The sequence below is a fragment of the Burkholderia sp. Bp8994 genome, from assembly GCF_003853805.1.
Classification (GTDB): Bacteria; Pseudomonadota; Gammaproteobacteria; order Burkholderiales; family Burkholderiaceae; genus Burkholderia.
The window spans coordinates 113,806-139,442 of sequence record NZ_QTQH01000009.1 but is presented as its reverse complement, the minus strand read 5'-3'; the positions used below and the strand labels follow the sequence as shown (position 1 = coordinate 139,442).

Here is a 25,637-nt window from a genome sequence, read left to right as displayed (position 1 = left end):
GACACCCGGGCCGCAGCCCGGTGTCGTGACGGGCAACAGGTGGATCGCCGGTGTGCGGTGTGCCGTGTGTGACTAGACCGCCCGCTCCAGCAGGTCGGTTGCGAACGACTTCGCATGCTCGACAGCCTCCTGCGCATCGGGGAATACACCGAGCTGCTCCCAGTGCTCTTCGGCCGCGTAGGTTCCCCTCACCGCCAGCGCCCGCTGAACGCGCAATTGCGCCGCGTATTTGCCGTCGTCCAGTGGCCGGGCCGTCGCGACGACCTTGTGCGGCGGGCTCGCTCGCTCCGGCTGAACCAGCTCGACGGAGCCACCGGCCGTGCCGATCGCCATCAACTCGTTCCTGGCCTTGCAGTCCGGGCAGTAGAAGCACCATCCCGCATCATCCTGGCGAGACTTGACCTGCCCGCGCGCCAGCACGGCACGACATTCAACGTTTTCGCAGATGAACGGCATAGCTGTCTCCGAAGTTGTTTGAGAGAAATCCTAGCATGTCCGTCGGCGGCGAAACCAGAAAAAAAGCCGGCCCCGAAAGGACCGGCCTCGCCGACATCGCACCGCGCAAATGCCTGCCCGCGCGGCCTCGCTCAGTAGTGACTGCGCCCCCACAGCGTCTTCGGTTCGTCGAGCAGGCGACGCAACCCGCTGCGCTCGATCATCGTCTCCGCGACTTCCATCACGCGCTCGAGAATCGCGTTCTCGTCGACCGACAGCACGCGCCGATCCTCCATCAGCACGCGGCCGCCGACCATCGTCATGCACACGTCGGCCGCGTTCGCGAAACACGTGACGCGATACACCGGCATGTTCATCGGCATCATGTGCGGGCGAAACAGGTCGACGAGGATGAGGTCGGCGAGCTTGCCGGCTTCGAGCGAGCCGATCTCGTGATCGAGCGACAGCGCCTTCGCCGCGTCGATCGTCACCATCTCCAGCACCTTGCCGTGCGGCAGCACGTCGGGGTCGCGGAAATGGCGGCGATGGTAGTGCATGCACTGCCACATGTGACGAAACATGTCGTAGCCGCGATCTGGCGCCGCGCCGTCCGACGCGATCGCGACCGTCACGCCCGCATCGATCAGCTCGGGCACCGGGCAGCGGCCGATGATCGACATGATCGCGCTCGGGTTGTGGACGATCGCGGTGCCGGTTTCCACGCACGCGGCGATGTCGTCGTCGGTCAGGTCGATGCTGTGCGACATGAACGACGTCGGGCCGAGCAGTCCGAGTTCGCGATGCGCGAACGCGAGCGTGCCCGCGCGATGGCCGTCCTGCGTGAACGTCAGGCCGCGCTCGCGCGCTAGCGCGCCGTAGCGTGCGGCCTGATCGCGGAAATCCCGCTCGTACTGCGCGAGTTCCGGGTCGTGCTCGGGCCCGTACACCGGCAGCGTGATCGCGATCCTGATTCGACCGTCGGCGTCGCCGTGGCATTCGTCGACGATGCGTTCGCACACGTCGTACATCGTGTCGAAATCGATGTCGCGCGTCTCGCCGCCGTCCGGCGCGTGGCGCGTGTATGCACGCGGCGCGGGCGGGCGCGACGGGCCGACGGCGACGATCGAGCGCGTGCCGGTGCGCACCACGGCATCGCAATGACGCCGCGCGTAGACGGGATCGTCGACGCGCATGATCGAGTTGCCGCCGCCGAGCAGCGACACGCCCGTCGTCACGCCGGCCTTCAGCCGTTCGAGCGCCGCGAGATGCGATTCGGTTTCCCAGAACGCCTCGTCCGACGCGCGCGTATAGATCGTCTCGGCCGCGGCCGACCACGCATCGCCGTCCGCGCCGCCGATCGTGCGCAGCATCGCGTGGCCCGCGTGCGCATGCGCATCGATCAGGCCCGGCAGCACGGCCTTGCGGCGTGCGTCGATCGTGCGCGCGGCACGGAAGCGCGCGTGCAATTCGGCGGTGTCGCCGACGGCGACGATGCGGTCGCCCCTCACGGCAACCGCGCCGTTCTCGATCACGCGCCGCTGCGGGTCCATCGTGATCACGCAGCCATTCGCGATCAGGGTGTCGATCGCTTCGCGCCGGTCGTCGGCCTGGTCGTCGGCCTTGTTCTCGGTCGTCATCGTTTCGGTGTCCTGTTGTAGTTAGAAGGGGCCGGGCGCCGCCGCACGGAAAAACCGCCGGGCAGTCGCCCGGCGGTTCGGCGGCGGCACGCCGATCGGGTCGTCACGCGGAGCGGGCCGGCGCGGCCACGCGCGCCTTCAGCTTGCGCTGCGCCGCGCTGATCGCGATGAACACCACCGCGTTCACCGCGAGTGCGACGAGCCCGGGGTTGATCGACGTCAGCGTGCTGGATGCGCCGGGGAACAGCGACGCGAGCGTCACGCCGTAGTAGTTCGTCAGCGCGATCACGATCGCACCGGCGACGATCCCCGCGAACGCGCCTTCCCGCGTGCCGAACGGCCGCTTCAGGAAGCTCGACGCGAGCATCGGCACGAGCTGCGTGAGCAGGCTCGACGAGAAGATCGCGAGCGTGACGAAGGTGGCGCCGCCGCGCAGCACGAAGTAGACGACCACCAGCGTGAAGATCGGCAGCGCGATCCGCGCGACGCGCGTCACCTCGCGGTCGGTCGCGTTCGGCGCGAAGCCTTCGCGGTAGATGTTGCGCGCGATCGTCGTCGAGGCGTTCAGCATGATCAGCGAGCCCGGCACCAGCGCGGTCAGCAGGCCCGTGCCGCCGACGATGCCGACGAACCACGCGGGGAACGTCTGCTTCACGAGACGCAGCAGCGCGAGATCGGTCTGCGCGCCTTCGAGCCCGTGCACCGTCATCACGGCCGCGAAGCCGACGAGGAACAGGAACGCGATCAGCACCTGGTACAGCGGCATCAGGATCACGTTGCGGCGCAGCGCGCGTTCGTCCTTCGCGACGTAGATCGCGGTGAAGCCGTGCGGGTACAGGTAATAGCCGAGCGACGTGAGCAGGATCGTCGAGTTGTACCAGCTCAGGTTGAAGCCGTGCTCGGGCATGCGCAGCAGTTCGGGATGCGCGGCGTCGATCTTCGCGAACATCTCGCCGAGGCCGCCGTAGTAGTGCATCGGCAGGTACAGGCCGAGGAAGATCGCGATCGCGAGGATCAGCACGTCCTTGAAGATCGCGATGCTCGCCGAACCGTGGATGCCCGACACGACCATGTACACGGCCATCAGCGTCGCGGCGATCCAGATCGCGGCCGCTTGCGGAATCAGCCCGTACGACATCTCGGACACGATCACGCCGAGGCCGCGCAGCTGGATCATCAGCAGCGACACCATCGCGAACACGGCCACGACCGACACCAGCACGCCGATCGCGCGGCTGTCGTACTTCGACGCGAAGTAGTCGGCGAACGACACGAGCCCGCGCGCCTTCGCGTAGCGCCACACCGCGGGCAGCATCCAGTAGCCGATCACGAACGCGAGGCAGCCGTACGACAGGATGTAGAACGCGGGCACGCCCTTGCTGTAGGTCCAGCCGCTCGCGCCGAGGAACGAGAACGTCGAGAACGCCTCGCCGGCCATCAGCAGGAACGTGAGCAGCGAACCGAAGCCGCGCCCGCCGACCGCCCACTGCTCGAGCGTGAGCTTGCGGCCGCGCCGCGCCATCACGCCGATCGCGAGCGCGAACACGGCGAACGCCGCGATGATGATGATCGAGGCGTTCATCGCGCGTCTCCCGTGCGGCCGTCGCGGGCCACGTCGCGCTCGTCGAGGTGGAACAGGATCGCGAGGATCGCGGCGGTCGCCGCCATCCAGATCAGGTTCCACACGAGCAGGAACGGCAGGCCGAACAGCAGCGGCCGCACCTCGGCGATCGAGCCGCCGGTGTACATCCCGACGAACGGCAGCGCCGCCAGCAACAGTCTGAATTTCATCTATGTCTCCTCCGGAAGACGCGCGAACGCGTCAGCGCATCAGAACTTCTGGCGGATGCCGACCACCACCGCCACCTGCGACGTCGTCGACGACGGCCCGTCGGTCCCGTCGATCCACGCGTGGCCCACGCCCGACGACGCCTTCTGGTAGAAGCCGTTCACGTACACGTCGGTGCGCTTCGACAGCAGGTACTGCAGGCCGGCCGACACCTGCTGATAATGACCGTCGTCGGCGCCGCGCGCGACCTTCGTATAGGTGTAGCCGGCCGCGGCCATCAGCGCGGGCGTGATCAGGTAGCGCACGCTGCCTTCGTAGTTGTTGAAGCGCAGCGCGCCGCCCGTCGCCTGGCCGAAGTTCGAGCCCGTGTACAGCAGCCCGAGCGTCGCCGCGCCGATCGTGTAATTGCCGCCCGCGCCCCAGATCTGCTGGCGCACCGCGCTCGACAGACCGGCGCCGAACACCGACGCCGAGCCCGGGTAGTAGTTGTCGGACGCAACGGCGCCCGTCGCGCTGGCCGCCGGATGGTTCACGCGCGCATAGGCGGCGCCTGCATTGAGCGGCCCGTGCGTATAGGTGACGCCGGCGCTCCATGAGTTGTCGTTCGAGAAGCCCGTCGAGTTCGAGAACCCGTACATCAGGTTCGCCTGCAGGCCCGCGATCGTCGGCGACACGTACTTGACCGCGTTGTTGGTGCGGAAACTATTGTTGATGTCGTCGTTGTCGAACGGGTGCGTCGAGTACTGCGCGAGGAAGCTGCTCATCTGCAGCGAGCCGAGGATGTCCTGCGTCGAGTTGTACTGGCGGCCGAGCGTCACCGCGCCCCAGTTCGCGCCGCTCAGGCCGACCCACGCGGAGCGGCCGAACATCCGGCCGCCCTGCCCGAGCGCGCCGTTCGCGACGTTGAAGCCGTTCTCGAGCCGGAAGTTCGCCTTCAGGCCGCCGCCGAGATCCTCGCTGCCGATCAAGCCCCAGCGCGGGCCCGATTCGTTGCCGCCCGTGAACTGCCACAGCGCATGGCCCTTCGAATTGTTCGTGTAGGTCACGCCGGCGTCGACGATCCCGTACAGCGTCACCGTCGACTGCGCGTGCGCGGCGCCGGCGAAACTCATCGCCATGGCCGCGCTCATGCACGCGACGCCCGTCTTCCTGCCCATCGTTCGCACCATCTCCGTCATCTCCTCTCCAAACCGTCTTGTCGATGTTGTGTTTTGTTGATGCTGGCCATACGCGCCGGTCGGCTTGTATAGACAGTGGCTGGATGGTATCCAGCCGCAGTCGCATCAAGAAATGAAATGTTCAACTGGGCGGCAGTTGAAAATCGAATGGAGACGGATGAAGGGGAAACGGGCGGCGAATGCACGCGCCTGCAAGCCGATAGAAAGCATGGAAGCCCGCCGGACGCGACGCATTCTGCTCAGACATGAATGGCTCGCGTAAGCAAGCTGACGAAACGGTAACGCGCGACGCGCCTATGCGGTTTTCCCGGATAGACCGTGCATCGGGCGCCGCAACGCGGCGTCGAACGGATTCGTGCGCGGGCCGATCGCATCGGCCTGGCGCCGGAGCAGCTCGACGACCATCGGCATCCGGTCGTCGCCGAGCCGCGACGCCAGCGTGCCAACGCTCAGCGCGCCGACCGGGTAGCCGGTGCGATCGAGGATCGGCACCGCGACGCCGGCCATCCCGTCGAGCACGCCGCTGTTGCGGCCCGCGTAGCCGAGCTCGCGCACGCGCTCGATCTCGGTGCGCAGGTAGACCTCGTCGAGCACGCCGTAACCGCGAATGCGCGGCACGTTGAAGCGGATCACTTCCTCGCGCTCGGCATCCGGCAGGAACGCGAGGATCGCGAGGCTGCCCTGCCCGACGCCGAGCGCAATGCGCCCGCCGATGTCCCCGGTGAACGAACGGATCGGGAACGGGCCTTCGCACAGATCGAGACACACTGCGTCGAAGCCGCTCTTCACGAGCAGGAAGATCGTCTCGCCGAGGCTTGCGCACAGCCGCAGCAGCGCAGGCCGGCACAGCGTGCGCATGCTGCTCGGGTTGCCGGCCAGCGCGGCGAGCGCGAAGAAGTCGACGCTCAGCCGGTACAGCTTCGACTGTTCGTCCTGCTCGACCATCCCTTCGGCGATCAGCGATTGCAGGATCCGGTGCGCGGTGCCCTGCGTGAGGCCGACGGCCTTCGCGAGGTGCGTGACGCGCACGCCGTCCTGCTGCATGCCGGCCAGCGCGCGCAGGATCGCGAACGCACGCTGCAGCATGCCGGTGCCCGGCGCGCCGGCCGCATCGACGGCGGCGTCCTCGTCCGCGGCCGGCATGCGTACGGCACGCGACGTTCCGGGCGAATGCGGTTCCTGCATGCGGATTCTCCTCGATGATTTCATTGAACGGAATACATCAGCTGCCATTGTCGTGTCGCCAAAATGCGCGCGGCATCCGGGTGTGCACGGGATTGACGCGCGTCTTTCACCACCTGCCCGCGCTTCATTCAACGGAACGATTTGCCGGCGACTCGGCAAAGCATTCCGTTCACTGGAATTTTTCTGAAATTCATCTCGTTGAGCAGAATTCCAAATTGACGCTCCGAAATATGGCTGGCTAGAGTCCGCGTCAATGACGCACCGGCCATGCGGTGTGCGAACCCGGAGTGCTCCATGTCGTTTCTCACGCTTACGGATCTGACGAAATCGTTCGGCGCGCTCACCGCCGTCGCCGACGTCAACCTGTCGGTCGAACAAGGCGAATTCGTGTCGCTGCTCGGGCCGTCGGGCTGCGGCAAGACCACGACGCTGCAGATGATCGCCGGCTTCGTCGACGTCACCCGCGGCCGCATCGCGCTCGACGGGCAGGACATCACGCACATGAAGCCGAACCGCCGCGGGCTCGGCATCGTGTTCCAGAGCTATGCGCTGTTTCCGCACATGAGCGTCGCGGAGAACGTCGGCTTCGGGCTCGACATGCGCGGCGTCGACAAGGCGGAGCGCGCCGAGCGCATCCGCGCGGCGCTCGCGCTCGTGCGCCTCGATGCGCTCGCGCACCGCTTTCCGCGTGAATTGTCCGGCGGGCAGCGGCAGCGCGTCGCGATCGCGCGCGCCGTGGTGATCGAGCCGCCGGTGCTGCTGCTCGACGAGCCGATGTCGAACCTCGACGCGAAGCTGCGCGAGGAGATGCAGTTCGAACTGCGCGCGATCCAGCGCAAGATCGGCACGACGACGATCATGGTCACGCATGATCAATCGGAAGCGCTGTCGATCAGCGATCGCGTGGTCGTGATGGAAGCCGGCCGCATCACGCAGACGGACACGCCGTACCGCGCGTACGAACGCCCGGAGAACCACTTCGTGTCGCAGTTCATCGGCAAGGCGAACCTGCTGCCCGGCACGATCGTCGCGCACGACGGCGACGCGATCCGCATCGATCTCGGCCACGATCTCGCGGAGACCGGCCGCACCGTGCACCTGCCGGCGCGCGAGCGCGACGTGCGCATCGGCGATGCCGTGTCGGTGTGCATCCGTCCCGAGAAGCTACGACTGTGCGCACCCGGCGCGGGCCGCTTCGCCGCGACCGTCACGAGCCGCTTCTTCCTCGGCAGCCAGTGGCTGTACCGCGTCGACAGCGCGCTCGGCGAAGTGCTCGTGTGCTGCCAGAACGAAGGCGCGGAGCCGCTCGCGGAAGGCGCGCCGGTCGGCGTCGACTGGCACAGCGACGCGGTGCGCGTGATGCGCCGGGAGGCCTGAATGCGACAGCCTACCCGTCCGCTTTCGACCGACGGCGCGCCGGCCGGGCTCGCGCCATCGGGCGCGGCCGCGACCGCGGCGGCCAACGCGGCCGACGCCGTTCCGCTTCGCACCGGCAGCGTTGCGCTGCGCGCGACGTGGCGTGCGCACGCGCCGCTGTGGCTGATGTGCGCGCCCGCGTTCGCACTGTTCGCGGCGCTCGTGCTCGTGCCGCTCGCGATGACCTTCGCGCTCACGTTCTACCGTTACGACCCGGCCACAGGTCCGATCGCCGCCTTCCAGCTCGGCAACTACGCGGAGGTGCTCGGCTCGTCGTACTTCCACACGATCTTCGCGCGCACGTTCGGCATCGCCGCGCTGACCACCGCGATCTGCGTCGCGATCGGCACACCCGAAGCGTACGTGCTGTCGAAGATGCGCGATCCGTGGCGCTCGCTGTTCCTGCTCGTCATCCTTGCTCCGCTGCTCGTGTCGGTCGTCGTGCGCGCGTTCGGCTGGAGCATGCTGCTGAACACGAGCGGGCTCGTGAACCAGGCACTCGGGCTCGTCGGCCTCGGGCCGTACAAGCTGGAATACACCACGTTCGCGATCGTGATCGCGCTCGTCCACGTGATGCTGCCGTTCATGGTGATTCCCGTCTGGACGGCACTGCAGCGGCTCGATCCGCAGACCGAGCACGCGGCGCTGTCGCTCGGCGCGTCGCCGTTCACGACGCTGCGCCGCATCGTCGTGCCGCAGCTGATGCCGGGCGTGCTGTCGGGCAGCCTGATGGTGTTCGGGCTGTCGGCGAGCGCGTTCGCGATTCCCGGCCTGCTCGGCGGACGCCGCCTGAAGGTCGCGGCGACCGCCGTCTACGACGAATTCCTCGGCTCGCTGAACTGGCCGCTCGGCGCGACGATCGCGGTGCTGTTGCTGGTCGCGAACCTCGTCGTGATGCTCACCTACTACCGCGTGCTCGAACGCCGCTATGCGCGCAGCCTCGGAGGCGCTTCCCGATGAGAAAGAACGGCCCGTTCGCCCTGGCGTTCCATACGCTCGTGATCCTGTTCGTGCTCGCGCCGCTCGCGATCGTCGTGCTGGTCGCGTTCACGCCCGACGAAACGCTGACGCTGCCAACGCACGAGTTGTCGCTGCGCTGGTTCCGCGCGATCCTCGACTATCCGGACTTCGTCACCGCGTTCGCCAACAGCGTGAAGCTCGCATTCGCGTCGGCGACGCTGTCGCTCGCGATCGCGTTGCCCGCCGGGCTCGCGATCGGCCGCGCGACCTTTCCCGGCCGCGCGTTCCTGAACAGCCTGTTGCTGTCGCCGCTCGTGATTCCCGGCCTCGTGCTCGGCATCGCGCTGCTGCGCTTCTTCGCGCTGATCGGCGCGACCGGCTCGTTCGCGTGGCTGGTGCTCGCACACATGATCGTCATCACGCCGTTCGTGATGCGGCTCGTGCTGGCGTCCGTCGCGGGCCTCGACCGCAGCGTCGAACAGGCCGCATGCTCGCTCGGCGCCGATCCGTGGACGACGTTCCGCCGCATCACGCTGCCGATGATCCTGCCTGGCATCACCGGCGGCTGGCTGCTCGCGTTCATCAACAGCTTCGACGAGCTGACGATGTCGATCTTCGTCACGTCGCCGCAGACGGTCACGCTGCCGGTGCGCATGTACATGTATGCGACCGAATCGATCGATCCGATGATGGCGTCGGTATCGGCTCTGGTCATCTTCATCACCGCCGGCGCGATGCTGCTGCTCGATCGCGTGTACGGCCTGAACCGCATCCTGATCGGCCAACACTGATGACGACCTTCGTTTCCCGCTCCACCGACAACGCGGACGACGGCGCGCAATTCGTGCGCGTCGCCGAACGCGAGCGCGCCGCCGTCGCGTTCACGCTCGACGGCCGCCCCGCGCAGGCGCTCGCCGGCGACACCGTGCTCACCGCGATCCTCGTCGCGCAGCGCCGCGTGCGCGTGAGCGAATTCAGCGGCAAGCCGCGCGCGGGCTTCTGCCTGATCGGCGCGTGCCAGGACTGCTGGGTCCGCACCGAGGCCGGTGCCCGCGTGCGCGCCTGCTCGACGCCGATCGCCGATGGCATGCGGATTCTCACCGGCGCGCAGCCCGACACGGCCGGAGACGCATCATGAGCGACGCACTGCGGCCGGTGATCGTCGGCGCGGGGCCGGCCGGCGTGCGCGCGGCCGAGGCGTTGGTCGACGGGGGGCTGCGCCCCGTCGTGATCGACGAGAACGCGCGCTGGGGCGGGCAGATCTATCGCCAGCCGCCGGCCGACGGCGCGTTCGCGCGCGGCAAGCGCGCGCTGTACGGCTTCGAGGCCGCGAAGGCCGATGCCGTGCACCGCACCATGGCCGCGTTGCTGCCGCACGTCGACTATCGGCCGAACACGCTCGCCTGGGCGTGCGGCGCGGGCCGCGTCGACACGCTGCAGGACGGCCGCGAAACGACCGTGCCGTTCTCGCACCTGATCGTCGCGAGCGGCGCGACCGATCGCATGCTGCCGGTACCCGGGTGGACGCTCGCGGGCGTCTATACGCTCGGCGGCGCGCAAGTCGCGCTGAAGGCGCAGGGCTGCGCGATCGGCAGCCGCATCGTGTTCGCGGGCACGGGGCCGTTGCTGTATCTCGTCGCCTATCAGTACGCGAAGGCCGGCGCGCAGGTCGCGGCCGTGCTCGACACGAGCCCGCTGCGCCGGCAGGCTGCCGCGACGCCCGCCCTGCTGCGCATGCCGTCCACATTCGCGAAGGGGCTGTACTACATCGGCTGGCTGCGCGCGCACGGCGTCGCGATCGAAACCGGCGTCACGCTTGAGCGCGTGCTCGGCGAGCGGCACGTAACGGGCCTCGCATGGCGCGCGGCCGGCGGCGACGCGCCGCCGCGGATGCTCGACTGCGATGCGCTCGGCCTCGGCTTCGGGCTGCGTTCCGAGACCCAGCTCGCGGATCTCGCCGGCTGCCGGTTCCGTTTCGATCCGCTCAACCGCGCATGGCTGCCCGAACGCGATGCGGCCGGCCGCACATCGGTGCGCGGCATCTACGTGGCGGGCGACGGTGCCGGCATCGCAGGCGCCGACGCGGCCGAGGCGTCCGGGCGACGCGCGGCGCTCGCGCTGCTCGGGGATGCGGGTATCGCGATGCCGTCGTCGTCGCCGTCGCTGGCCGGCAAGCCCGATGTAGCGACGCTCGATCGCACGCTCGCCCGGCTCGGCGCGTTCCGTGCCGGCCTCGAAGCGGCGTTCGCGCCGCCCGCCGCACTCGCCGCGCGCTGCCCGGACGACACGATCGTGTGCCGCTGCGAGGAAATCGACGCGGGTACGCTGCGACGCTGCATCCGCGGTGGCGAAGCGACCGAGCTGAACCGGCTGAAGGCGCTGACACGCGCCGGGATGGGCCGCTGCCAGGGCCGCATGTGCGGCGACGCGACCGCACTCGTGCTCGCCGCGGAAACCGGCCGCGCGCTCGCGGACGTCGGCCGGTTGCGCGCGCAACCGCCGGTGAAGCCGTTCCCGATCTCCGCCGCACTCGTGGGCGACGATGTCGCGGCGATTCCCGACGAGGCACGCGATGAGTGAACGCCGTCACTACGACGTCGCGATCGTCGGCGGCGGGCTCGTCGGCGCTTCGGCTGCACTGGCGCTCACGCGGCACGGCTTGCGCGTCGCGCTGTTCGAGCGCCGCGACTGCGGCGCGCAGGCAAGCGGCGTGAACTACGGCGGCGTGCGCTGCCAGGGCCGCCCCGCCGCACAACTGCCGCTCGCGCTGCGCGCGCGGCGCATCTGGGATCGCCTGCCCGAGCTGATCGGCATCGACGGCGAATTCGTCGTGTCGGGTCATTTGCGGCTCGCGCGCAGCGACGCCGATCTCGATGCGCTCGATGCCTACGCGACGCTTGCCGGCGAGCACGGCTTGCCGTTGCAGGTGATGCGCGGCGACGCGTTCCGCCGCCGCTACCCGTGGCTCGGCCGCGCCGCGGTCGGCGGCTCGCTGTGCGCGACCGACGGGCACGCGAACCCGCGTGTCGTGTCGCCCGCGTTCGCGCGCGCGGCCCGCGCAGCGGGCGCCGACGTGTTCGAGCACACGCCGGTCGACGACGCCCGGCACGACGGCACGCGTTTTCATGTCGTTGCGGGCGGCCGTGCGTTCAGTTCGACGTGGCTGATCAACTCGGCCGGCGCATGGGCGAACACGATCGCCGAGCGCTTCGGCGAAGCCGTGCCGATGGAGCCGATCTACCCGAACATGTGGGTGACCGAACCGCTGCCGCCGTTCATCACGCACAACCTCGGCGTGTACGGCGGCGGCGTGTACGCCCGGCAGGTCGCGCGCGGCAACTGCGTGATCGGCGGCGGGCGCGGCCGCGGCGACGGCGAGTTCGGCCAGCCGTCGGTCGACACGACGCGCGCGGTGATGCGCGATGCGTGCGCGCTGCTGCCCGCATTGCGCGACGCGCTGCTGATCCGCACGTGGAGCGGCGTTGAAGGCTGCACGCCCGACCACAACCCGATCATCGGCGCTAGCCGTACCACGCCGAACCTGCTGCATGCGTTCGGCTTTTCCGGCGGTGGCTTCCTGCTCGCGCCGGGCGTCGGCGAAGTGCTCGCCGAGCTCGTCACAATCGGCGAAACCGCCACGCCACTCGATGCATTCTCGATCGGCCGCTTCTTCCCCCAAGCCGCGCCGACCGCCCCTTTCCGTCAAGAGGAGACCCAACGATGAAACTGCTCGGAACGATCGCGGCGGCTGCCGCCCTCTGCCTCGCAGGCGCCGGCGCGCCGGCGTTCGCGCAAACCAAGACGATCTACGTCGGCATGAACGGCGGCCCGATGGAAAAGGCCTATACGAGCCAGGTGCTGCCCGACTTCGAGAAGGCGAACAACGTGAAGGTCATCGTCGTGCCCGGCACCTCGTCCGACGTGCTCGCGAAGCTGCTCGCGAACCGCAACAAACCGCAAATCCACGTCGCGTTCCTCGACGACGGCGTGATGGCGCGCGCGGTCAGCCTCGGTGTATGCCAGAAGCTCGACGACTCGCCGGTACTGAAGGAGCTTTATCCGTTCGCGCGAATGAAGGACGATGTCGGCGCGGGCGTGCAGCTCGGCATGACCGGCATCGCGTACAACAAGAAACTGTTCGCGGAGAAAGGCTGGGCGCCGCCGACGTCGTGGATGGATTTCGCCGACCCGAAATACAAGGGCAAGGTCGTGTTCCAGTCCGCGTCGAGCAGCACGTTCGGGCTGCACGGATTTCTCGCGATCAACCGGCTGCTCGGCGGCAGCGAACAGAACGTCGAGCCCGGCTTCAGCAAGTGGGCGAGCACGGTCGGGCCGAACGTCGTCGAGTACATCCCGAACTCGGCGAAGATCTCCGAGATGGTGCAGACCGGCGAGGCCGGCCTGTTCCCGCTGACGCCGACCGGCGTCGGCGACCTGCAGGACAAGGGCATTCCGGTCGCGTATGCGAACCCGAAGGAAGGCCCGGTGCTGCTGCTCGTCGATCTGTGCGTGGTCGCGAACAACCCGGATCCGCAACTGGCCCAGAAGCTCGCGCAGTTCCTGCTGTCCGCACCCGCGCAGACGAAGGCGGCCGAAGCCGGCAAGCAGATCCCGACCAATCGCCTCGCGAAGATGCCCGCTGCGATGCAGCAAAGCCTTGGCAACGTCGACGATCTGGTGCGCAAGTTGACGGTGGTCGACTGGACGGCGATCAACGCCCGCCGCGCGCAGTGGGACACGCGCTGGAACCGGCAGATCGAGCGGTGACGGGCACCGGCGTGCGCGGGTACGGCCGTGCGCGCCGCGACCATCATTTGCGGGAGTGATGACACTCCCCTTTTTCTGCGGATTTGACCGGGGCGGCGGTGCCGACAACACTAGCCCGCAGTGCCGCATGCGTCGCAGAGACGGCACGCACCCGCCCCCCTTCAGAGTCCGCCATGTACCCGACCGACACCATGCAATCCCCGAGCGCCGCCCGGCCGCTCGCCGACCGGCAGCTTCGCCGCATCGTCATCGCCTCCGTCGCCGGCAACGCGATGGAGTGGTACGACTTCTTCGTCTACGGCACGGCCGCCGCGCTCGTGTTCGGCCACGTGTTCTTTCCGCCCGGCGCGTCGCCGCTCGCGGGCAGCCTCGCAGCGTTCGCCGCGTTCGCGCTCGGCTTCGTCGCGCGGCCGCTCGGCGGGATCGTGTTCGGGCATGTCGGCGACCGTTACGGCCGCAAGGCGTCGCTCGTGTGGACGCTGCTGATCATGGGCGCGTCGACGTTCGCGATCGGCCTGCTGCCGACCTACGCGCAGGTCGGCCTGTGGGCGCCGGCGGCGCTCGTCGTGCTGCGGCTGCTGCAAGGCATCGCGTCCGGCGGCGAATGGGGCGGCGGCGTGCTGATGATCAGCGAGAACGCGCCGCCCGAGCAGCGCGGCTACTACGCGGCGTGGAGCCAGCTCGGCGTCGGCGGCGGCTTCGTGCTGTCGTCGGCCGCGTTTCTCGCCGCCCAGGCGCTGCCCGACGACGCGTTCCGCACGTGGGGCTGGCGGCTGCCGTTCCTCGCGAGCATCGCGATCTTCGCGATCGGCATCTACATCCGCCGCCACCTGCCGGAAAGCCGCGACTACGAGCAGGCCGGCAAGCGCGGCGCGCACACGCACTTGCCGATCGTCGAATGCATCCGCCGCCATCCGAAGGAAATCCTGCTCGCGATGGGGCTGCGCGTCGCCGAAAACGGCGGTGCGTACATCTTCCTCGCGTTCTCGCTCGTCTACGGCAAATACGTCGGCATCCCGAACGGCGTGATGCTGACCGGCGTGATGATCGCGATGATCGTCGAAATGGGCGCGATGCTCGCGTGGGGCCGGCTGTCCGACCGGATCGGCCGCAAGCCCGTGTACCTGATCGGCGCGCTGAGCCTCGTCGCGTGCGCGTTTCCGTTCTTCTGGCTGCTCGACACGCGCGCGACGCCGCTCGTGTGGCTCGCGCTGACGGTCGGCACCGCGGTGAGCCACGGCGCGATGATCGGCACGCTGCCCGCGCTGGTCGGCGAGCTGTTCAGCACCGAGGTGCGCTATTCGGGCGTCGCGCTCGGCCATGAAGTCGCCTCGATCTTCGCGGGTGGCATGTCGCCGCTGATCGCGACCGCACTGCTCGCGCGCTATCACGCGTCGTGGCCCGTGTCGCTGTTCCTCGTGGCGCTCGGCCTCGTGACCGTCGTGACGCTGTGCGTGATGCGCGAGACGCGCGGCGCGCCTGCTGCCGACACGCGCGGCGACGCGGCATGAGCGTAGCCGCCGCGCACGCGACGCTTCCGGCCGGCGAACGGCACACCGTTTTGCGGTACCGCATGCACGCGTGCGCGGCGCGACGATCGCACCCGGCCGCGACGACCGCGCTATGCGTCGGTGCTGCGCCGCGCGCCGTCGAACTCGGGCGCCAGTCCCAGGTGGTCGAGCAGCCGCGCGAATTCGCCGAGCCGCTGCCGCATGTAGGCCGGCACGTCGGCCTGCGCATAGTCGTGGAACCCGGCGCCGCTACGCACGCCGTCGCGCCCGGCCGCCATGTTGCGCACGACGCTGTCGGCCGGCGCGAAGCGCGGGCCGATCTCGCCGGCGAGATACGTCGACGCGTAGTACAGGATGTCGCAGCCGCCCCAGTCGATGAACTCGAGCAGCCCGAGCACCGCGAAACGCGGGCCGAAGCCGGTGCGGATCGCCATGTCGATGTCCTCGGCGCTCGCGACGCCCTCTTCCACCATGCGTGCCGCCTCGTTCATCGCGAGCGCCTGGATGCGCGGCACGATGTAGCCGGGCGCCGGCCCGCAGATCACCGGCTTCTTGCCGACGCGTTCGAGCAGCGCGGCCAGTGCGTCGACGACCCGCTGATCGGTCGCGTCGCTGCGGCTGATCTCGACGAGCGGCATCAGCAGCGCCGGGTTCAGCCAGTGCGCATTCAGCATCCGTTCCGGATGCGCGACATAGCGCTGCAACTCGGTGACGACGAACGTCGACGTCGTCGACGCGATCGTTGCATGCGCATCGACATGTGCGCCGAGCCAGCGCAGCGCGTCGGCCTTCGCGTCGAGCACTTCGGGCAGCGCTTCGAACACGATGCCGGCGTCGCGCAGGGCGGGCGCCGCGCCCTCACGCGCGACCAGTGCGATGCGGGCGACGACGGCCGCGGCCTGGTCGGCATCGATCCGGCCGAGAGCCACCTGCGCATGCAGCGGCCGCGCGATCTCGCCGCGCGTGCGATCCTCGAATACGCGCCGGCCTTGCGCGTCGCGCGGCTTGAAGTCGATCAGCGTCACGTCGAGGCCCGCGAACGCAAAGACGAGCGCGATCCCCTGCCCCATGCGTCCCGCGCCGAGCACGTGCACGCGCGTCACGTCGGCGGCGGGCGTCATGCGGCGTACCCCGCATCGAGCAGCGCGCGCATCGCGTCGCGCGACAGCGCGGCGAGGCCGAGCGCCTCCAGCGTGCGCCCTTGCGCATACAGGTCGCGGCCGGTCACCGCCGACGCGACGCTCAGCAGCCCCTGCGCAACGCGCGTCGGCACGTTGGCCCAGCGCCCGCACGACACGATGAAGGACAGCCCGAGCCGGGTGTCCTCGAGCATGTAGCGATGCGTGCGCAAATCGATCTTCTCGCGCCAGTCGCCGCTGTCGGTCAGCTTGCCGTGCGCGCCGCGCCCGTACATCCATTCGTCGCCGTCGGTCGCGTAGTGGTCCGCCAGCGGGAAATGCGGCGCGCGGTAGCCCAGTGCCTCGCGCACCGCGATGCGTTCGGCATCGAGCGCATTCGTCACGCGGCGGATCGACGGCTGCGTGCCTTCGTTGTGGATGTCCCACGCGTCGAAGTGTTCGAGCGGCCCGGCGTTCATCAGGATCAGCGGCGGATGAATCACCGGGCCCGCGTTCATCAGCGCGCCGGACAGCGCATCCTCGACCGGCTCGACCGACGGGTAGCCCGCGCGCAGCACGTCGAACGCCCAGGCCGCCGCGTTCGCGGGAAACACGCCGGTCGGCAGGCGCGTCGCATACGCGCTGATCACGACCGCGTTGTCGCCATGCTTGCGTACCAGGTACGGCAGCGTGCCGGTCTCGGCAAAAGCGACGCGCGCGCGGTTGCCGGCATCGGCCGCCGCACGCGCGAACACGACGCTGCCGAACGTGCCGGGCGGCAGGAACACGACCTGATCGTCCTCGAGCAGGGGCGCGACCTGCGCGGCGAGCGCATCGTGCGAGACGGCCGGCAGCGGCACCACGACAAGCCGCGCGCCGCGCAGCGCGGCCGCGAGATCGTCGCTCAGGCGGATCGCGCCGGGTGCGTCGCCGAGCGGCACGGCACGCCTGCCGCGATAGTCGGTCACCTCCAAGGCGCCGAGCTCGCGCAGCCGCGCATGCGGTTCGCGGTCGCGCCGCCACCACGTCACGTCGTGGCCCTTCTCGAACAGGTCGATCGCGGCCGCATGGCAGCCGTGGCCGCCGCCCAGTACACATACCTTCATCGTCGTCTCCCGGTGAGTGAGTGTTGCCGAGACTACGCGGCGGCGCACATCGCGTCGCTTCAAAACGCGCAACGGCGCGCCCGTTCGCGCAACGCAATCGCGGCGACGCGCACGACGTCGCATCCATCCATCCGACACGAGGCCACCGCATGGATATCGCCCTTTCCCGACATGCGCCGAACCGGCTCGGCACGCTGCATGCGCCCGACGAAGTCGAACGCGCGGTCGCGCACCGGCTCGGGCCGCATCGGATGGCCGCGCGCGGCCGCGATCCGTTTCATGCGGAGCTGTACGAGGTGCCGCTGCATCACGGCGCACTGCTCGAGCTCTGCTACGGCCGCGAGACGCGCATCGAGTTCGGCGACGATGCCGGGCATTTCCTGTTCCGGCTGACGCTGTCGGGCGCATGTGAGCTGCAGGCCGGCGACGTGGTCGCACGCGCCGGGCCGGGCCAGCTGACGGTGTCGTCGCCGGCGCTCGCGAGCCGCCTGAGCACGAGCCCCGATTGCCGCAACCTGGTGCTGCGGCTCGAACGCGGCGCACTCGAGCGCAAGCTGCAGGACATGCTGCACACGACGCTCACGCGGCCGCTGCAGTTCGATCTCGCGGCCGGCGGCAACGGTGCGGGCGCGGCGCTCGTGCTGCCGACCTTCGAATACCTGTGCCGGCTCGGCGCGCAGCCGGGGATCGGCACGTCGATCACGACGTTCGGCGCCGATCTCACCGCGTGGCTGATGGCGCTGCTGCTCACGCACCTGCCGCATTCGTACAGCGCCGCGCTCGCGCGCGGCACGCCGCCGCTGCCGGCGCACGTGCGCCGCGCGTGCGACCACGTCGACGCGCACCTGGGCGACCCGCTCGCGCTCGCCGCGCTGGCGACCGTCGCGGGCGTCGCGCCGCGCACGCTCCAGCATGCGTTCCGCGCGTTCCTGAACACCACGCCGGCCGCCTACGTGCGCGAGCGCCGGCTGGCCGCGGTGCACGCCGCGCTGCAGCGCGGCGACGCGCGCAGCGTGACGGACGTGCTGATCGCGCACGGCATTCACGGCTTCGGCCATTTCGCGAAGGCGTATGCGCGGCGTTACGGCCACCTGCCTTCCGTCACCGCGAGGCAAGCACCATGACGCACTTCGCCACCGGCCGGCCGCCGGCCCGCCCCGAGCCCGCGGCGCACGACGCGGACGCGCCCGACGGCCTGCGCGTGCAGGACCTCGACCTGAACCTGTTGAAGACGTTTCGCGCGGTGTACGAAGAACGGCACGTCGGCCGCGCAGGGTTGCGGCTCGGCGTCACGCAGCCGTCGGTGAGCTACGCGCTCGGCCGGCTGCGCCTGATGTTTCGCGACGCGCTGTTCGTGCGCACCGGCACCGGCGTCGAGCCGACGCCGCGCGCGCAACGGCTCGCACTATCGGTCGACAAGGCGCTCGCGATCCTGCAGGACGTGCTCGACGAAGGCTCGCGCTTCGCGCCGGACAGCACCCAGCGCGTGTTCCGGCTGCATATGAGCGACTTCGCGGCGAGCGCGTTCCTGCCGACGCTGCTCGCGGCATTCGACCGGCGCGCGCCGGGCGCGGTGATCGAGACGCTGCATGTCGACGAATGCCAGCTCAACGTCGCGCTCGAATCGGGCCGCATCGACTTTGCGCTCGGTCATTTCGCGGATGCCTCGAGCCATTTCCAGCGGACCGCGCTGCTGCACGAACGCTGCGTGCTGCTGATGCCGCGCCGCACCGCGCAGCGCCTCGCGCTGCCCGGCGGTTTCGTGCTCGACGGCGACGCGCCGGACGCGCTGCGCTTCGTCGCGGTGACCGCGCATCCGCAATCGATGCAGCTGCTGGAACGACACGGCCTGATGCCGCGCGTGCGGGCGGCGCTGCCGGACTTCCTGGTGGTGCCGGCGCTGCTCGAACACGGCGATTACGCGCTGATCCTGCCGGAGACCGTCGCGCTCACGTTCGCGGCGCGCCAGCCGTGCACGCTCTACGAGATCGCGGACGCGGGCGAATGGGCCGTCAACGCGTACTGGCACCGGCGCTTCGATGCGGACCCGGGCCATCGCTGGCTGCGCGCGCTGCTGCTGGAGCTGTTCGACATCGGCCGGCAGGCACCGTTCGACGCATGGCTCGCGCCGCAACCGCCCGCCTGCGCATAGCGGCGCGGGCGGGCGCAGGCCGGCCTCGGCGGTCAGAACGCCGTGAGGATGCCCGCGACGATCGAGCTGGCGGTCGCGCCGGGTTTCGCGACCGCGACGCCGCCGCCCGCCGCGCCATTGACGACGAAGCGCGCGTGCGCGCCGTTGCGCACCATCGCGGCCCCCGTGTACAGCACCGTGCGCTTCGACAGCGGATAGTCGAAGCGGATGCCGTACGAATCGGCGTTGCCGTCGCTGTCGGCGACCTTCCGGTAGTGGCCGATGCTCAGCAGCAGCGACGCGCGCCCGATCGGCACCGTCGCGCTGAGTTCCATCGTGTCGCTGTGCGGATACGCGCTCTGGCTGTCGATCGCGGCCGCGACGTCGGGGCCGCCGCGATGCCGCATGTACAGCGCGGCGACCTTCACGACGTTGAAGTCGTACGAGATCGCGCCGACCGTGTAGTTGCCGTTCGCGGCCGAACTGGTGACGCCGAGCGCGGATGCCGCCACCGGGCTGAACTTCTGCTGCATGTAGTCGACGTCGACCGACAACCCGCCGCGCACGTAGTTGAGGCCCGCGCCGTACGTGTCGCCGAGCGTCGCCGGCTGGCCGGCCGTGCCGTTGGTGCCGCGCGCGGCCATCGCGCGCAGCATGAAGCCCGCGTAACGCGGCGACGTGTAGCGCAGCGAGTTGCGCACGCGCAGGAACGCGGGGCCGACGAAGTTGTTCGTCGCGTTGCCCCATGCGAGGCCCGCGCCGAGCCCGGGCAGGCTGTACGTGACGAGCGTCGTGTGCACGATCGTGTAGAGCTCGCCGAACTGTACGCCGCCGAACGGCCCGGTGATGCCGACCCACGCCTCGCGGCCGAACAGCGCGCTGCCGTTCGACAGCGCGCCGCTCGCCGCGTTGAAGCCGTCCTCGAGCTTGAAGATCGTCGCGTAGCCGCCGCCGAGATCCTCGACACCCTTCAGCCCCCACTGCGACGCCCACAGGTTGCCGCTGCCCACGCGCATCACGTGGCTCGGCCCGGCGTTCGCATATTCGATCGCGGTGTCGATGCGGCCGTAGAGCGTCACGCTCGATTGCGCGACAGCCGGCAGCGATGCGCACGCAAGGAGCGCGGCCGCCAGCGTGGCAAGCGGTACGGCAAGCCGGTCGGCCCGCCCGTTCGAATGGTTCATCTTGGTCGTCCCGTGGAAATGCCGGCGCTTGTCGGCATCGCGCCGTTTGACATGAAGCGCGTTCGCATTCGGATGCGAACGCTGCCGATCAAAAACGGGCCGAGTCTAGGAACGACAATTTCGGACGTCGACGCAATGCGCTCTATAACGCTTATAGACGCGCCGCATGATGCGCGCACGCGCCGCCGCACGTGCGCCGCGCGGCGGCCCGCGCGCACGGCCTCGGTGTTTTCTTTATCCGCGTCGGTAAATGTCCGTGTGGCGCGGCTGTCACTCCGGCTATGGCGGCCGAATTTGGCCGACTACGCTGCGTCTCCGATCGTGTCACCCGCACGCTTTCGCACCGCGACGGCACCCGGCCCGCGAGGCCCGCGCCGCGCTTTTCCATCGCCCGCTCCTGGAGAATCCGCATGTCCGCACCCACGGCCCGCGCTGCCGACGGCAAGCGCTATACGTACGAATGGTATGTCGTCGTCATCTGCATGCTCGCGTATGTCTTTTCGTTCGTCGATCGCCAGGTGCTCGTCCTGATGATCGAACCGATCAAGCGCGACCTGCACCTGACCGACACGCAGTTCAGCCTGCTCAACGGCTTCGCGTTCTCGCTGTTCTACGCGGTGATGGGCCTGCCCGTCGCGTATCTCGCCGATCGCTACGCGCGCCCGCGCATCATCGCGCTCGGCATCGCGCTGTGGAGCGTCGCGACCGCCGCATGCGGGCTCAGCCAGCAATTCGTGCAGATGTTCGTCGCGCGGATGGGAGTCGGCATCGGCGAGGCCGCGCTGTCGCCCGGCGCGTATTCGATGCTCGCCGACTACTTCCCGAAGGAGAAGCTCGGCCGCGCGATCGCCGTGTATTCGCTCGGCTCGTTCATCGGCGGCGGCGTCGCGTTCCTGATCGGGGGCTACGTAATCGCGCTGCTCAAGCATGCGAGCGCGTTCACGCTGCCGGTCGTCGGGCAGGTGCATGCGTGGCAGGTCACGTTCCTGATCGTCGGGCTGCCGGGGATCCTCGTCGCGCTGCTGTTCGCCGCGACCGTGCGCGACCCGCAGCGCAAGGGGCTCGCGCAGGACCGCTCGGGCGCCGTGCGGCGCGTGTCGATGCGCGATTCGCTGCGCTTCGTCGGCACGCATCGCGCGACCTTCGCGTGCCACTATCTCGGCTTCTCGTTCTACGCGATGACACTGTACTGCCTGCTGAGCTGGACGCCCGCGTTCTATATCCGCCGCTTCGGGATGACGGCCGTCGAAGCCGGCTACACGCTCGGCATCGTGCTGCTCGTCGCGAATACCGCCGGCGTGTTCTGCGGCGGCTGGCTCAACGACTGGCTGCTGCGCCGCGGCCGCACCGATGCGCCGATGCGCGCCGGTGCGATCGGCGCCGCGTGCATGGTGATCCCCGCGACGCTGTTCACGCAGCTCGACAGCCTGCCGGCATCGCTCGCGATGCTCGTCGTCGCGATGTTCTTCGCGTCGTTCCCGATGCCGACGTCGACCGCCGCGATGCAGACGCTCGCGCCGAACCAGATGCGCGCGCAGATCTCCGCGCTGTTCCTGCTCGTGTCGAACCTGATCGCGCTCGGGATCGGCACGACCGTCGTCGCGCTGTTCACCGATCGCGTGTTCGGCGCGCCGGCGGCGGTCGGCCATTCGATGTCGATCGTGAACATCGCGGCGGCCACGCTCGCCGCGATGTTGCTGGCCGTCGGCTGCCGGCAGTATCGACGCAGCCTCGAGCGCGAACGCGGCCATGCGTCGGCTTCGGCTTCGGCTGAGGCGGCCGTCGACGGTGGCCGCGCCGCGGCCGCACGCTGAAGTCGCGCTGTTCAGCGATCGCGTGTTCGGCGCACCGCCTGCGCGATCGTCGACGCCGCGGCCGTCATGCTGGTCGCCGACCATCATCCACCCCACTGATTCTGGCATCGCTTTTTTATCGATTTGATTTATGCGATGCCCGTCCTTATTCTCGGTTGCATGACGGCGCGGTATCCGCCGCGCCGGTTTCTTCTACCCCACGGAACACCCCATGCAAGCGAACCGCCACCAGGTCCGGATCGACGCGCTGATCGACGCGGCGCAGGACATCCGCTGTTTCCGGGTCTCGCGCGTCGACGGCCAGCCGTTCGACGCGTACGAGCCGGGTGCCCATATCGACGTCACCGCGCCGTCCGGCGTCACACGGCAATACTCGCTGTGCGGCCGCCCCGACGAGCGCGGCAGCTACCTGTTCGCGGTGAAGAGGGAAGCGCAGTCGCGCGGCGGCTCGCGCTCGCTGCACGACGACGTGCGCGTCGGTGCCGAGCTGTCGATCGGCGCGCCGCGCAACCTGTTTCGTCTGGCCGACGACGCGAGCGAGCATGTGCTGGTCGCGGCCGGGATCGGCATCACGCCGCTGCTGTCGATGGCGTACGCGCTCGCGCAGCGCGGCGCGCGTTACCGGTTGCACTACTTCGCGCGCAGCCGTGAACACGCGGCCTTCGTCGACGAACTGTCGGCCGAACCGTTCGCGTCGCGCGTGACCTTCCATTACGGGATCGCACCCGATGCGCTCGCGGCCGAACTGAGCCGCTGCGTCGAGTCGATCGACGCGAAAGCGCACGTCTATACGTGCGGGCCCGGGCCGTTCATGGATGCCGTCGTCGCGGCGGCAGCCACGCGGCTTCCGGAAGACGCGATTCACCTCGAACGCTTCGCGGCGGAACCCGTCGCGGCCGACGCCGCTGTCGATGCCGCCCCGGCGGAAGGCTTCGAAGTGCGCCTGCGGCGCAGCGGCCAAGCGGTGCGCGTCGCGCCCGGCACGTCGATCGTCGACGCGCTCGCGCGCATCGGCGTCGAGGTCGATACGTCATGCGGCGAAGGCGTGTGCGGCACCTGCATGGTGCCGGTGCTCGACGGCGAGCCGGATCATCGCGACCACTGCCTCAGCAAGGCCGAGCGCGCGAGCAACACGGTGATCTGCTGCTGCGTGTCGCGGGCGCGCTCGGCGGTGCTCGTTCTCGATCTGTGATGCGCCCCGTATCATCGGTGCAATGCGTCGGAAGATGCGGGCGGGCGGCGCTCAGCAATCAATCCCGATTTGCTTCGATGATACGTTCGAGCTCATTCGCATCGTCCGTGGGTTCCTCCGTGCCGCGAAAGATGCAAACCTCGGTGTGCCCGTCTCGGAACACGTCAACCTCTACCCGCATCCCGACCACCGTGATCGAAACCAGCACCGTATCCGGTCGGTTGCGGCTCAGGGTGTAGTGGATCTTCGCAGATTCGAGCTGATCGAGCAGATCGAACAGTGTGTTGGGGGTCATGTCGGGCACCTATTTCTTGAAACGGTTATCGTTGAGCAAGTTGAGCGCCTTACGCGCCTCTTTGATGCCATCGCTCGCATCACCTTGAATCTCGTTGAGCGTCGAATTCAGATATTGCCCTGGGAACTCGCGCAACACTGAGCCTTTGCACTCAGCCTTGATGATGTCGCAGGCCATCATATCGCCTCGGTCGACACCCGCGACTTGAACCGCGTCTCCCAACGCATCTGGCGAAAAATCGAATGGCGATGCCTCACTGAGCGAAGTCGAATCAGCGAAGCCCGCGCCGCCCGCCATCGCGGCCGCACCACCTGCACCGCCCGAGACAACACTCTGCAGATAGCTCATGAGCTCGCCCGCAGACACATCGCTGGGTGTCGCCCAACCAGGCAAGGGCTTGTCTATCGGTAGCGGGGCCATTCTCGGCACACTGGCGAGCCTATTGGCTTTTGGGAATGGCGGAGTTGTGGCAGAACCTCCAGCCGAACCCCCACCACCAACCGCTTGTCGTTCGATCTGTACCGCCACGCGTCCATTTTCGATGGCAGCCTTGAGCGCATCAAGCGGAGTGCCTTGGAGTGCGTCTAGGCCAAGTTGGCGAAGGTATGTCAGCACGTTCGTGGTCAGACCACTGTATTTCGGCTAGTGCAACATTAATTCGGACACGTCGCTGCGTTGACTGGCGGACAAGCTGGTACCGCTTGAACGTGACGCACGCGTGAGCGTAGCGCGCTTTCCGGCACCCAGATCAATCGTCACTGAAGCCATGAATCCTGTTCTCCGTATCGGCTTTGCAGAACATAACGTTGCTCTCTCAACGTCAGGCCTAGCACTTCGAAGCCGATACTTTAGCAGTCCTCCTCGATCTCTGACGCGCTCACGCAGCCCGACCGTCACGCGTCGTCGAACCGCTCGACGATCTCGGCGAGCAGCGCGCGCATCCACGCGATCCCCTCGTCCTCGTGAAAATGCTCGTGCCAGTGCATCGTGACCGACGCGGGCGGCAGCGTGACCGGCAGCTCGTAGAGCCGGAACGCGTTGTCGCGGTTCAGGATCCGCGCGAGCCGCTTCGGCAGCGTCGCATAGAGATCGGTCACCGACAGCACGCTCGGCAGCGCGACGAAGTGCGGCACTTCGAGCGCGATGTTGCGGCCCACGCCCTGCGCGCGCAACGCGTCGTCGAGCGCGTGGTGGCTGTGCTCGACCGATTTCACGTTGACGTGCGCGGCGCGCACGAACTGCTCGAGGCTCAGCGCCGCACCGGCCGGCAACCCGCGCCGGCGCCCCGTCATGCACACGTAGGTTTCCTCGAACAGCAGCTGGTGGCGCGTGCGCGGCATCAGCTCCGGCAGGTTGCCGATCGCGAAGTCCAGCCGGCTCGCGCGCAGCGCCTCCTCGATCTCCTCCACCGGCAGCGGCTGCACGCTGAGCGTCACGCGCGGCGCGCGCTCGCGCAGCGCCTGGCAGATCGCCGGCAAGTACGCCATCTCGCCCGCATCCGACAGCGACAGCCGGAACGTGCGCGTGCTCGACGCCGGATCGAAACGCTCCGCATAGCGCAGCGCGACGCGCACCATGTCGAGCGCCTTGCCGACGATCCCCGCGAGTTCGAGCGCGACCGGCGTCGGCTGCATCCCCGCGCGCGTGCGCACGAACAGCGGATCGTCGAACAGCGTGCGCAGCCGCCCGAGCGAATAGCTGACGGCCGGCTGCGACAGCGCGAGCCGCTCGCCGGCCTTGGTCAGGCTGCGCTCCTCGACGATCGCCTGGAACACCCGCAACAGGTTCAGATCGAGATGATCGACCGATGTCATCGTGACCTCCATCATTTGCCGCATTTATTTGATCGGCAATTTTAGATCAATTTGACGGATATGTAGAGGAAGACGAGACTGGGTACCCGATGCCGCGCGTGACGC

24 protein-coding genes are annotated in these 25,637 nt (G+C 68.8%); 12 read left to right on the top strand and 12 right to left on the bottom strand.

Translation table 11 applies throughout. From position 1 onward, the window contains the following. Window positions 1-72 precede the first annotated feature (72 nt). The 6 genes from DIE04_RS11865 to DIE04_RS11840 all read right to left on the bottom strand — a co-directional run bounded on the left by DIE04_RS11865 (window position 73) and on the right by DIE04_RS11840 (window position 6,224). A complete protein-coding gene (locus DIE04_RS11865) occupies window positions 73-456 on the bottom strand; it encodes a hypothetical protein (protein WP_124522053.1) in 384 nt (127 codons plus the stop codon). 131 nt (window positions 457-587) lie between these two features. After that, window positions 588-2,072 carry an amidohydrolase family protein gene (locus DIE04_RS11860; RefSeq protein ID WP_124522051.1) on the bottom strand — a complete coding sequence of 495 codons (1,485 nt, stop codon included), beginning with the start codon at window positions 2,070-2,072 and terminating at the stop codon, window positions 588-590. 103 nt (window positions 2,073-2,175) lie between these two features. Further along, a complete protein-coding gene (locus DIE04_RS11855) occupies window positions 2,176-3,654 on the bottom strand; it encodes a sodium:solute symporter (protein WP_044845341.1) in 1,479 nt (492 codons plus the stop codon). Further along, a complete protein-coding gene (locus DIE04_RS11850) occupies window positions 3,651-3,863 on the bottom strand; it encodes a DUF3311 domain-containing protein (protein ID WP_124487649.1) in 213 nt (70 codons plus the stop codon). Before DIE04_RS11850 ends, DIE04_RS11855 begins: the two co-directional genes overlap by 4 nt. A 39-nt stretch (window positions 3,864-3,902) precedes the next feature. Continuing rightward, window positions 3,903-5,018: a porin gene (locus DIE04_RS11845; protein ID WP_409333447.1), complete on the bottom strand. Its 1,116-nt coding sequence runs from the start codon at window positions 5,016-5,018 to the stop codon at window positions 3,903-3,905. A gap of 315 nt (window positions 5,019-5,333) precedes the next feature. Next, entirely contained in the window at window positions 5,334-6,224 is an 891-nt protein-coding gene (locus tag DIE04_RS11840) for an IclR family transcriptional regulator (protein WP_124522047.1), read from the bottom strand. Between the two features lie 294 nt (window positions 6,225-6,518). Here DIE04_RS11840 and DIE04_RS11830 point away from each other — a divergent pair, with 294 nt between their 5' ends. The 8 genes from DIE04_RS11830 to DIE04_RS11795 all read left to right on the top strand — a co-directional run bounded on the left by DIE04_RS11830 (window position 6,519) and on the right by DIE04_RS11795 (window position 14,878). Continuing rightward, entirely contained in the window at window positions 6,519-7,601 is a 1,083-nt protein-coding gene (locus tag DIE04_RS11830) for an ABC transporter ATP-binding protein (RefSeq protein ID WP_044845344.1), read from the top strand. Next, window positions 7,602-8,600, top strand: coding sequence for an ABC transporter permease (locus tag DIE04_RS11825; protein WP_124522045.1), 999 nt, complete (start codon window positions 7,602-7,604; stop codon window positions 8,598-8,600). Next, a complete protein-coding gene (locus DIE04_RS11820) occupies window positions 8,597-9,391 on the top strand; it encodes an ABC transporter permease (RefSeq protein ID WP_124522043.1) in 795 nt (264 codons plus the stop codon). The genes DIE04_RS11825 and DIE04_RS11820 overlap by 4 nt, the downstream gene beginning before the upstream one ends. Continuing rightward, window positions 9,391-9,738 carry a (2Fe-2S)-binding protein gene (locus tag DIE04_RS11815; protein ID WP_124522041.1) on the top strand — a complete coding sequence of 116 codons (348 nt, stop codon included), beginning with the start codon at window positions 9,391-9,393 and terminating at the stop codon, window positions 9,736-9,738. Before DIE04_RS11820 ends, DIE04_RS11815 begins: the two co-directional genes overlap by 1 nt. Next, window positions 9,735-11,180, top strand: coding sequence for an NAD(P)/FAD-dependent oxidoreductase (locus DIE04_RS11810; RefSeq protein ID WP_124522039.1), 1,446 nt, complete (start codon window positions 9,735-9,737; stop codon window positions 11,178-11,180). Before DIE04_RS11815 ends, DIE04_RS11810 begins: the two co-directional genes overlap by 4 nt. Further along, window positions 11,173-12,324 (top strand): FAD-binding oxidoreductase, encoded by a 1,152-nt coding sequence (locus tag DIE04_RS11805; protein ID WP_124522037.1) that lies wholly within the window; start codon window positions 11,173-11,175, stop codon window positions 12,322-12,324. The genes DIE04_RS11810 and DIE04_RS11805 overlap by 8 nt, the downstream gene beginning before the upstream one ends. Continuing rightward, on the top strand, window positions 12,321-13,367 hold the full coding sequence (locus DIE04_RS11800) for an ABC transporter substrate-binding protein (protein ID WP_124522034.1): 1,047 nt from the start codon (window positions 12,321-12,323) through the stop codon (window positions 13,365-13,367). The genes DIE04_RS11805 and DIE04_RS11800 overlap by 4 nt, the downstream gene beginning before the upstream one ends. Window positions 13,368-13,540: 173 nt before the next feature. Beyond that, a complete protein-coding gene (locus DIE04_RS11795; RefSeq protein WP_124522032.1) occupies window positions 13,541-14,878 on the top strand; it encodes an MFS transporter in 1,338 nt (445 codons plus the stop codon). 110 nt (window positions 14,879-14,988) lie between these two features. On the opposite strand, the gene DIE04_RS11790 is transcribed toward DIE04_RS11795, so the two are convergent. Together DIE04_RS11790 and DIE04_RS11785 are read right to left on the bottom strand one after the other, a co-directional pair. Then, window positions 14,989-15,999, bottom strand: a complete 1,011-nt coding sequence (locus tag DIE04_RS11790; RefSeq protein ID WP_124522030.1) for a 3-hydroxybutyryl-CoA dehydrogenase — start codon at window positions 15,997-15,999, stop codon at window positions 14,989-14,991. Next, window positions 15,996-17,102, bottom strand: coding sequence for an NAD/NADP-dependent octopine/nopaline dehydrogenase family protein (locus DIE04_RS11785; protein WP_124520361.1), 1,107 nt, complete (start codon window positions 17,100-17,102; stop codon window positions 15,996-15,998). The genes DIE04_RS11790 and DIE04_RS11785 overlap by 4 nt, the downstream gene beginning before the upstream one ends. A gap of 149 nt (window positions 17,103-17,251) precedes the next feature. Here DIE04_RS11785 and DIE04_RS11780 point away from each other — a divergent pair, with 149 nt between their 5' ends. After that, entirely contained in the window at window positions 17,252-18,226 is a 975-nt protein-coding gene (locus DIE04_RS11780) for an AraC family transcriptional regulator (protein ID WP_124522028.1), read from the top strand. Next, a complete protein-coding gene (locus DIE04_RS11775) occupies window positions 18,223-19,254 on the top strand; it encodes a LysR family transcriptional regulator (RefSeq protein ID WP_124522026.1) in 1,032 nt (343 codons plus the stop codon). The genes DIE04_RS11780 and DIE04_RS11775 overlap by 4 nt, the downstream gene beginning before the upstream one ends. Window positions 19,255-19,286: 32 nt before the next feature. Here the strand turns inward: DIE04_RS11775 and DIE04_RS11770 are convergent, their stop codons facing one another. Beyond that, window positions 19,287-20,417, bottom strand: a complete 1,131-nt coding sequence (locus DIE04_RS11770; RefSeq protein ID WP_124522024.1) for a porin — start codon at window positions 20,415-20,417, stop codon at window positions 19,287-19,289. Between the two features lie 410 nt (window positions 20,418-20,827). On the opposite strand from DIE04_RS11770, the gene DIE04_RS11765 reads away from it, so the two are divergent. After that, window positions 20,828-22,231, top strand: a complete 1,404-nt coding sequence (locus DIE04_RS11765; protein ID WP_124522022.1) for an MFS transporter — start codon at window positions 20,828-20,830, stop codon at window positions 22,229-22,231. A gap of 211 nt (window positions 22,232-22,442) precedes the next feature. After that, the gene (locus tag DIE04_RS11760; RefSeq protein WP_124522020.1) at window positions 22,443-23,423 is read left to right on the top strand and encodes a PDR/VanB family oxidoreductase; all 981 of its coding nucleotides are present in this window, start codon (window positions 22,443-22,445) and stop codon (window positions 23,421-23,423) included. A 58-nt stretch (window positions 23,424-23,481) separates the two neighbouring features. Here DIE04_RS11760 and DIE04_RS11755 read toward each other — a convergent pair whose 3' ends face one another. The 3 genes from DIE04_RS11755 to DIE04_RS11745 all read right to left on the bottom strand — a co-directional run bounded on the left by DIE04_RS11755 (window position 23,482) and on the right by DIE04_RS11745 (window position 25,532). Beyond that, window positions 23,482-23,718 carry a hypothetical protein gene (locus DIE04_RS11755; protein WP_124487663.1) on the bottom strand — a complete coding sequence of 79 codons (237 nt, stop codon included), beginning with the start codon at window positions 23,716-23,718 and terminating at the stop codon, window positions 23,482-23,484. Between the two features lie 9 nt (window positions 23,719-23,727). Then, window positions 23,728-24,066 (bottom strand): hypothetical protein, encoded by a 339-nt coding sequence (locus DIE04_RS29740; RefSeq protein ID WP_185500347.1) that lies wholly within the window; start codon window positions 24,064-24,066, stop codon window positions 23,728-23,730. 545 nt (window positions 24,067-24,611) lie between these two features. Further along, on the bottom strand, window positions 24,612-25,532 hold the full coding sequence (locus DIE04_RS11745) for a LysR family transcriptional regulator (RefSeq protein ID WP_124520367.1): 921 nt from the start codon (window positions 25,530-25,532) through the stop codon (window positions 24,612-24,614). Between the last annotated feature and the right edge of the window lie 105 nt (window positions 25,533-25,637).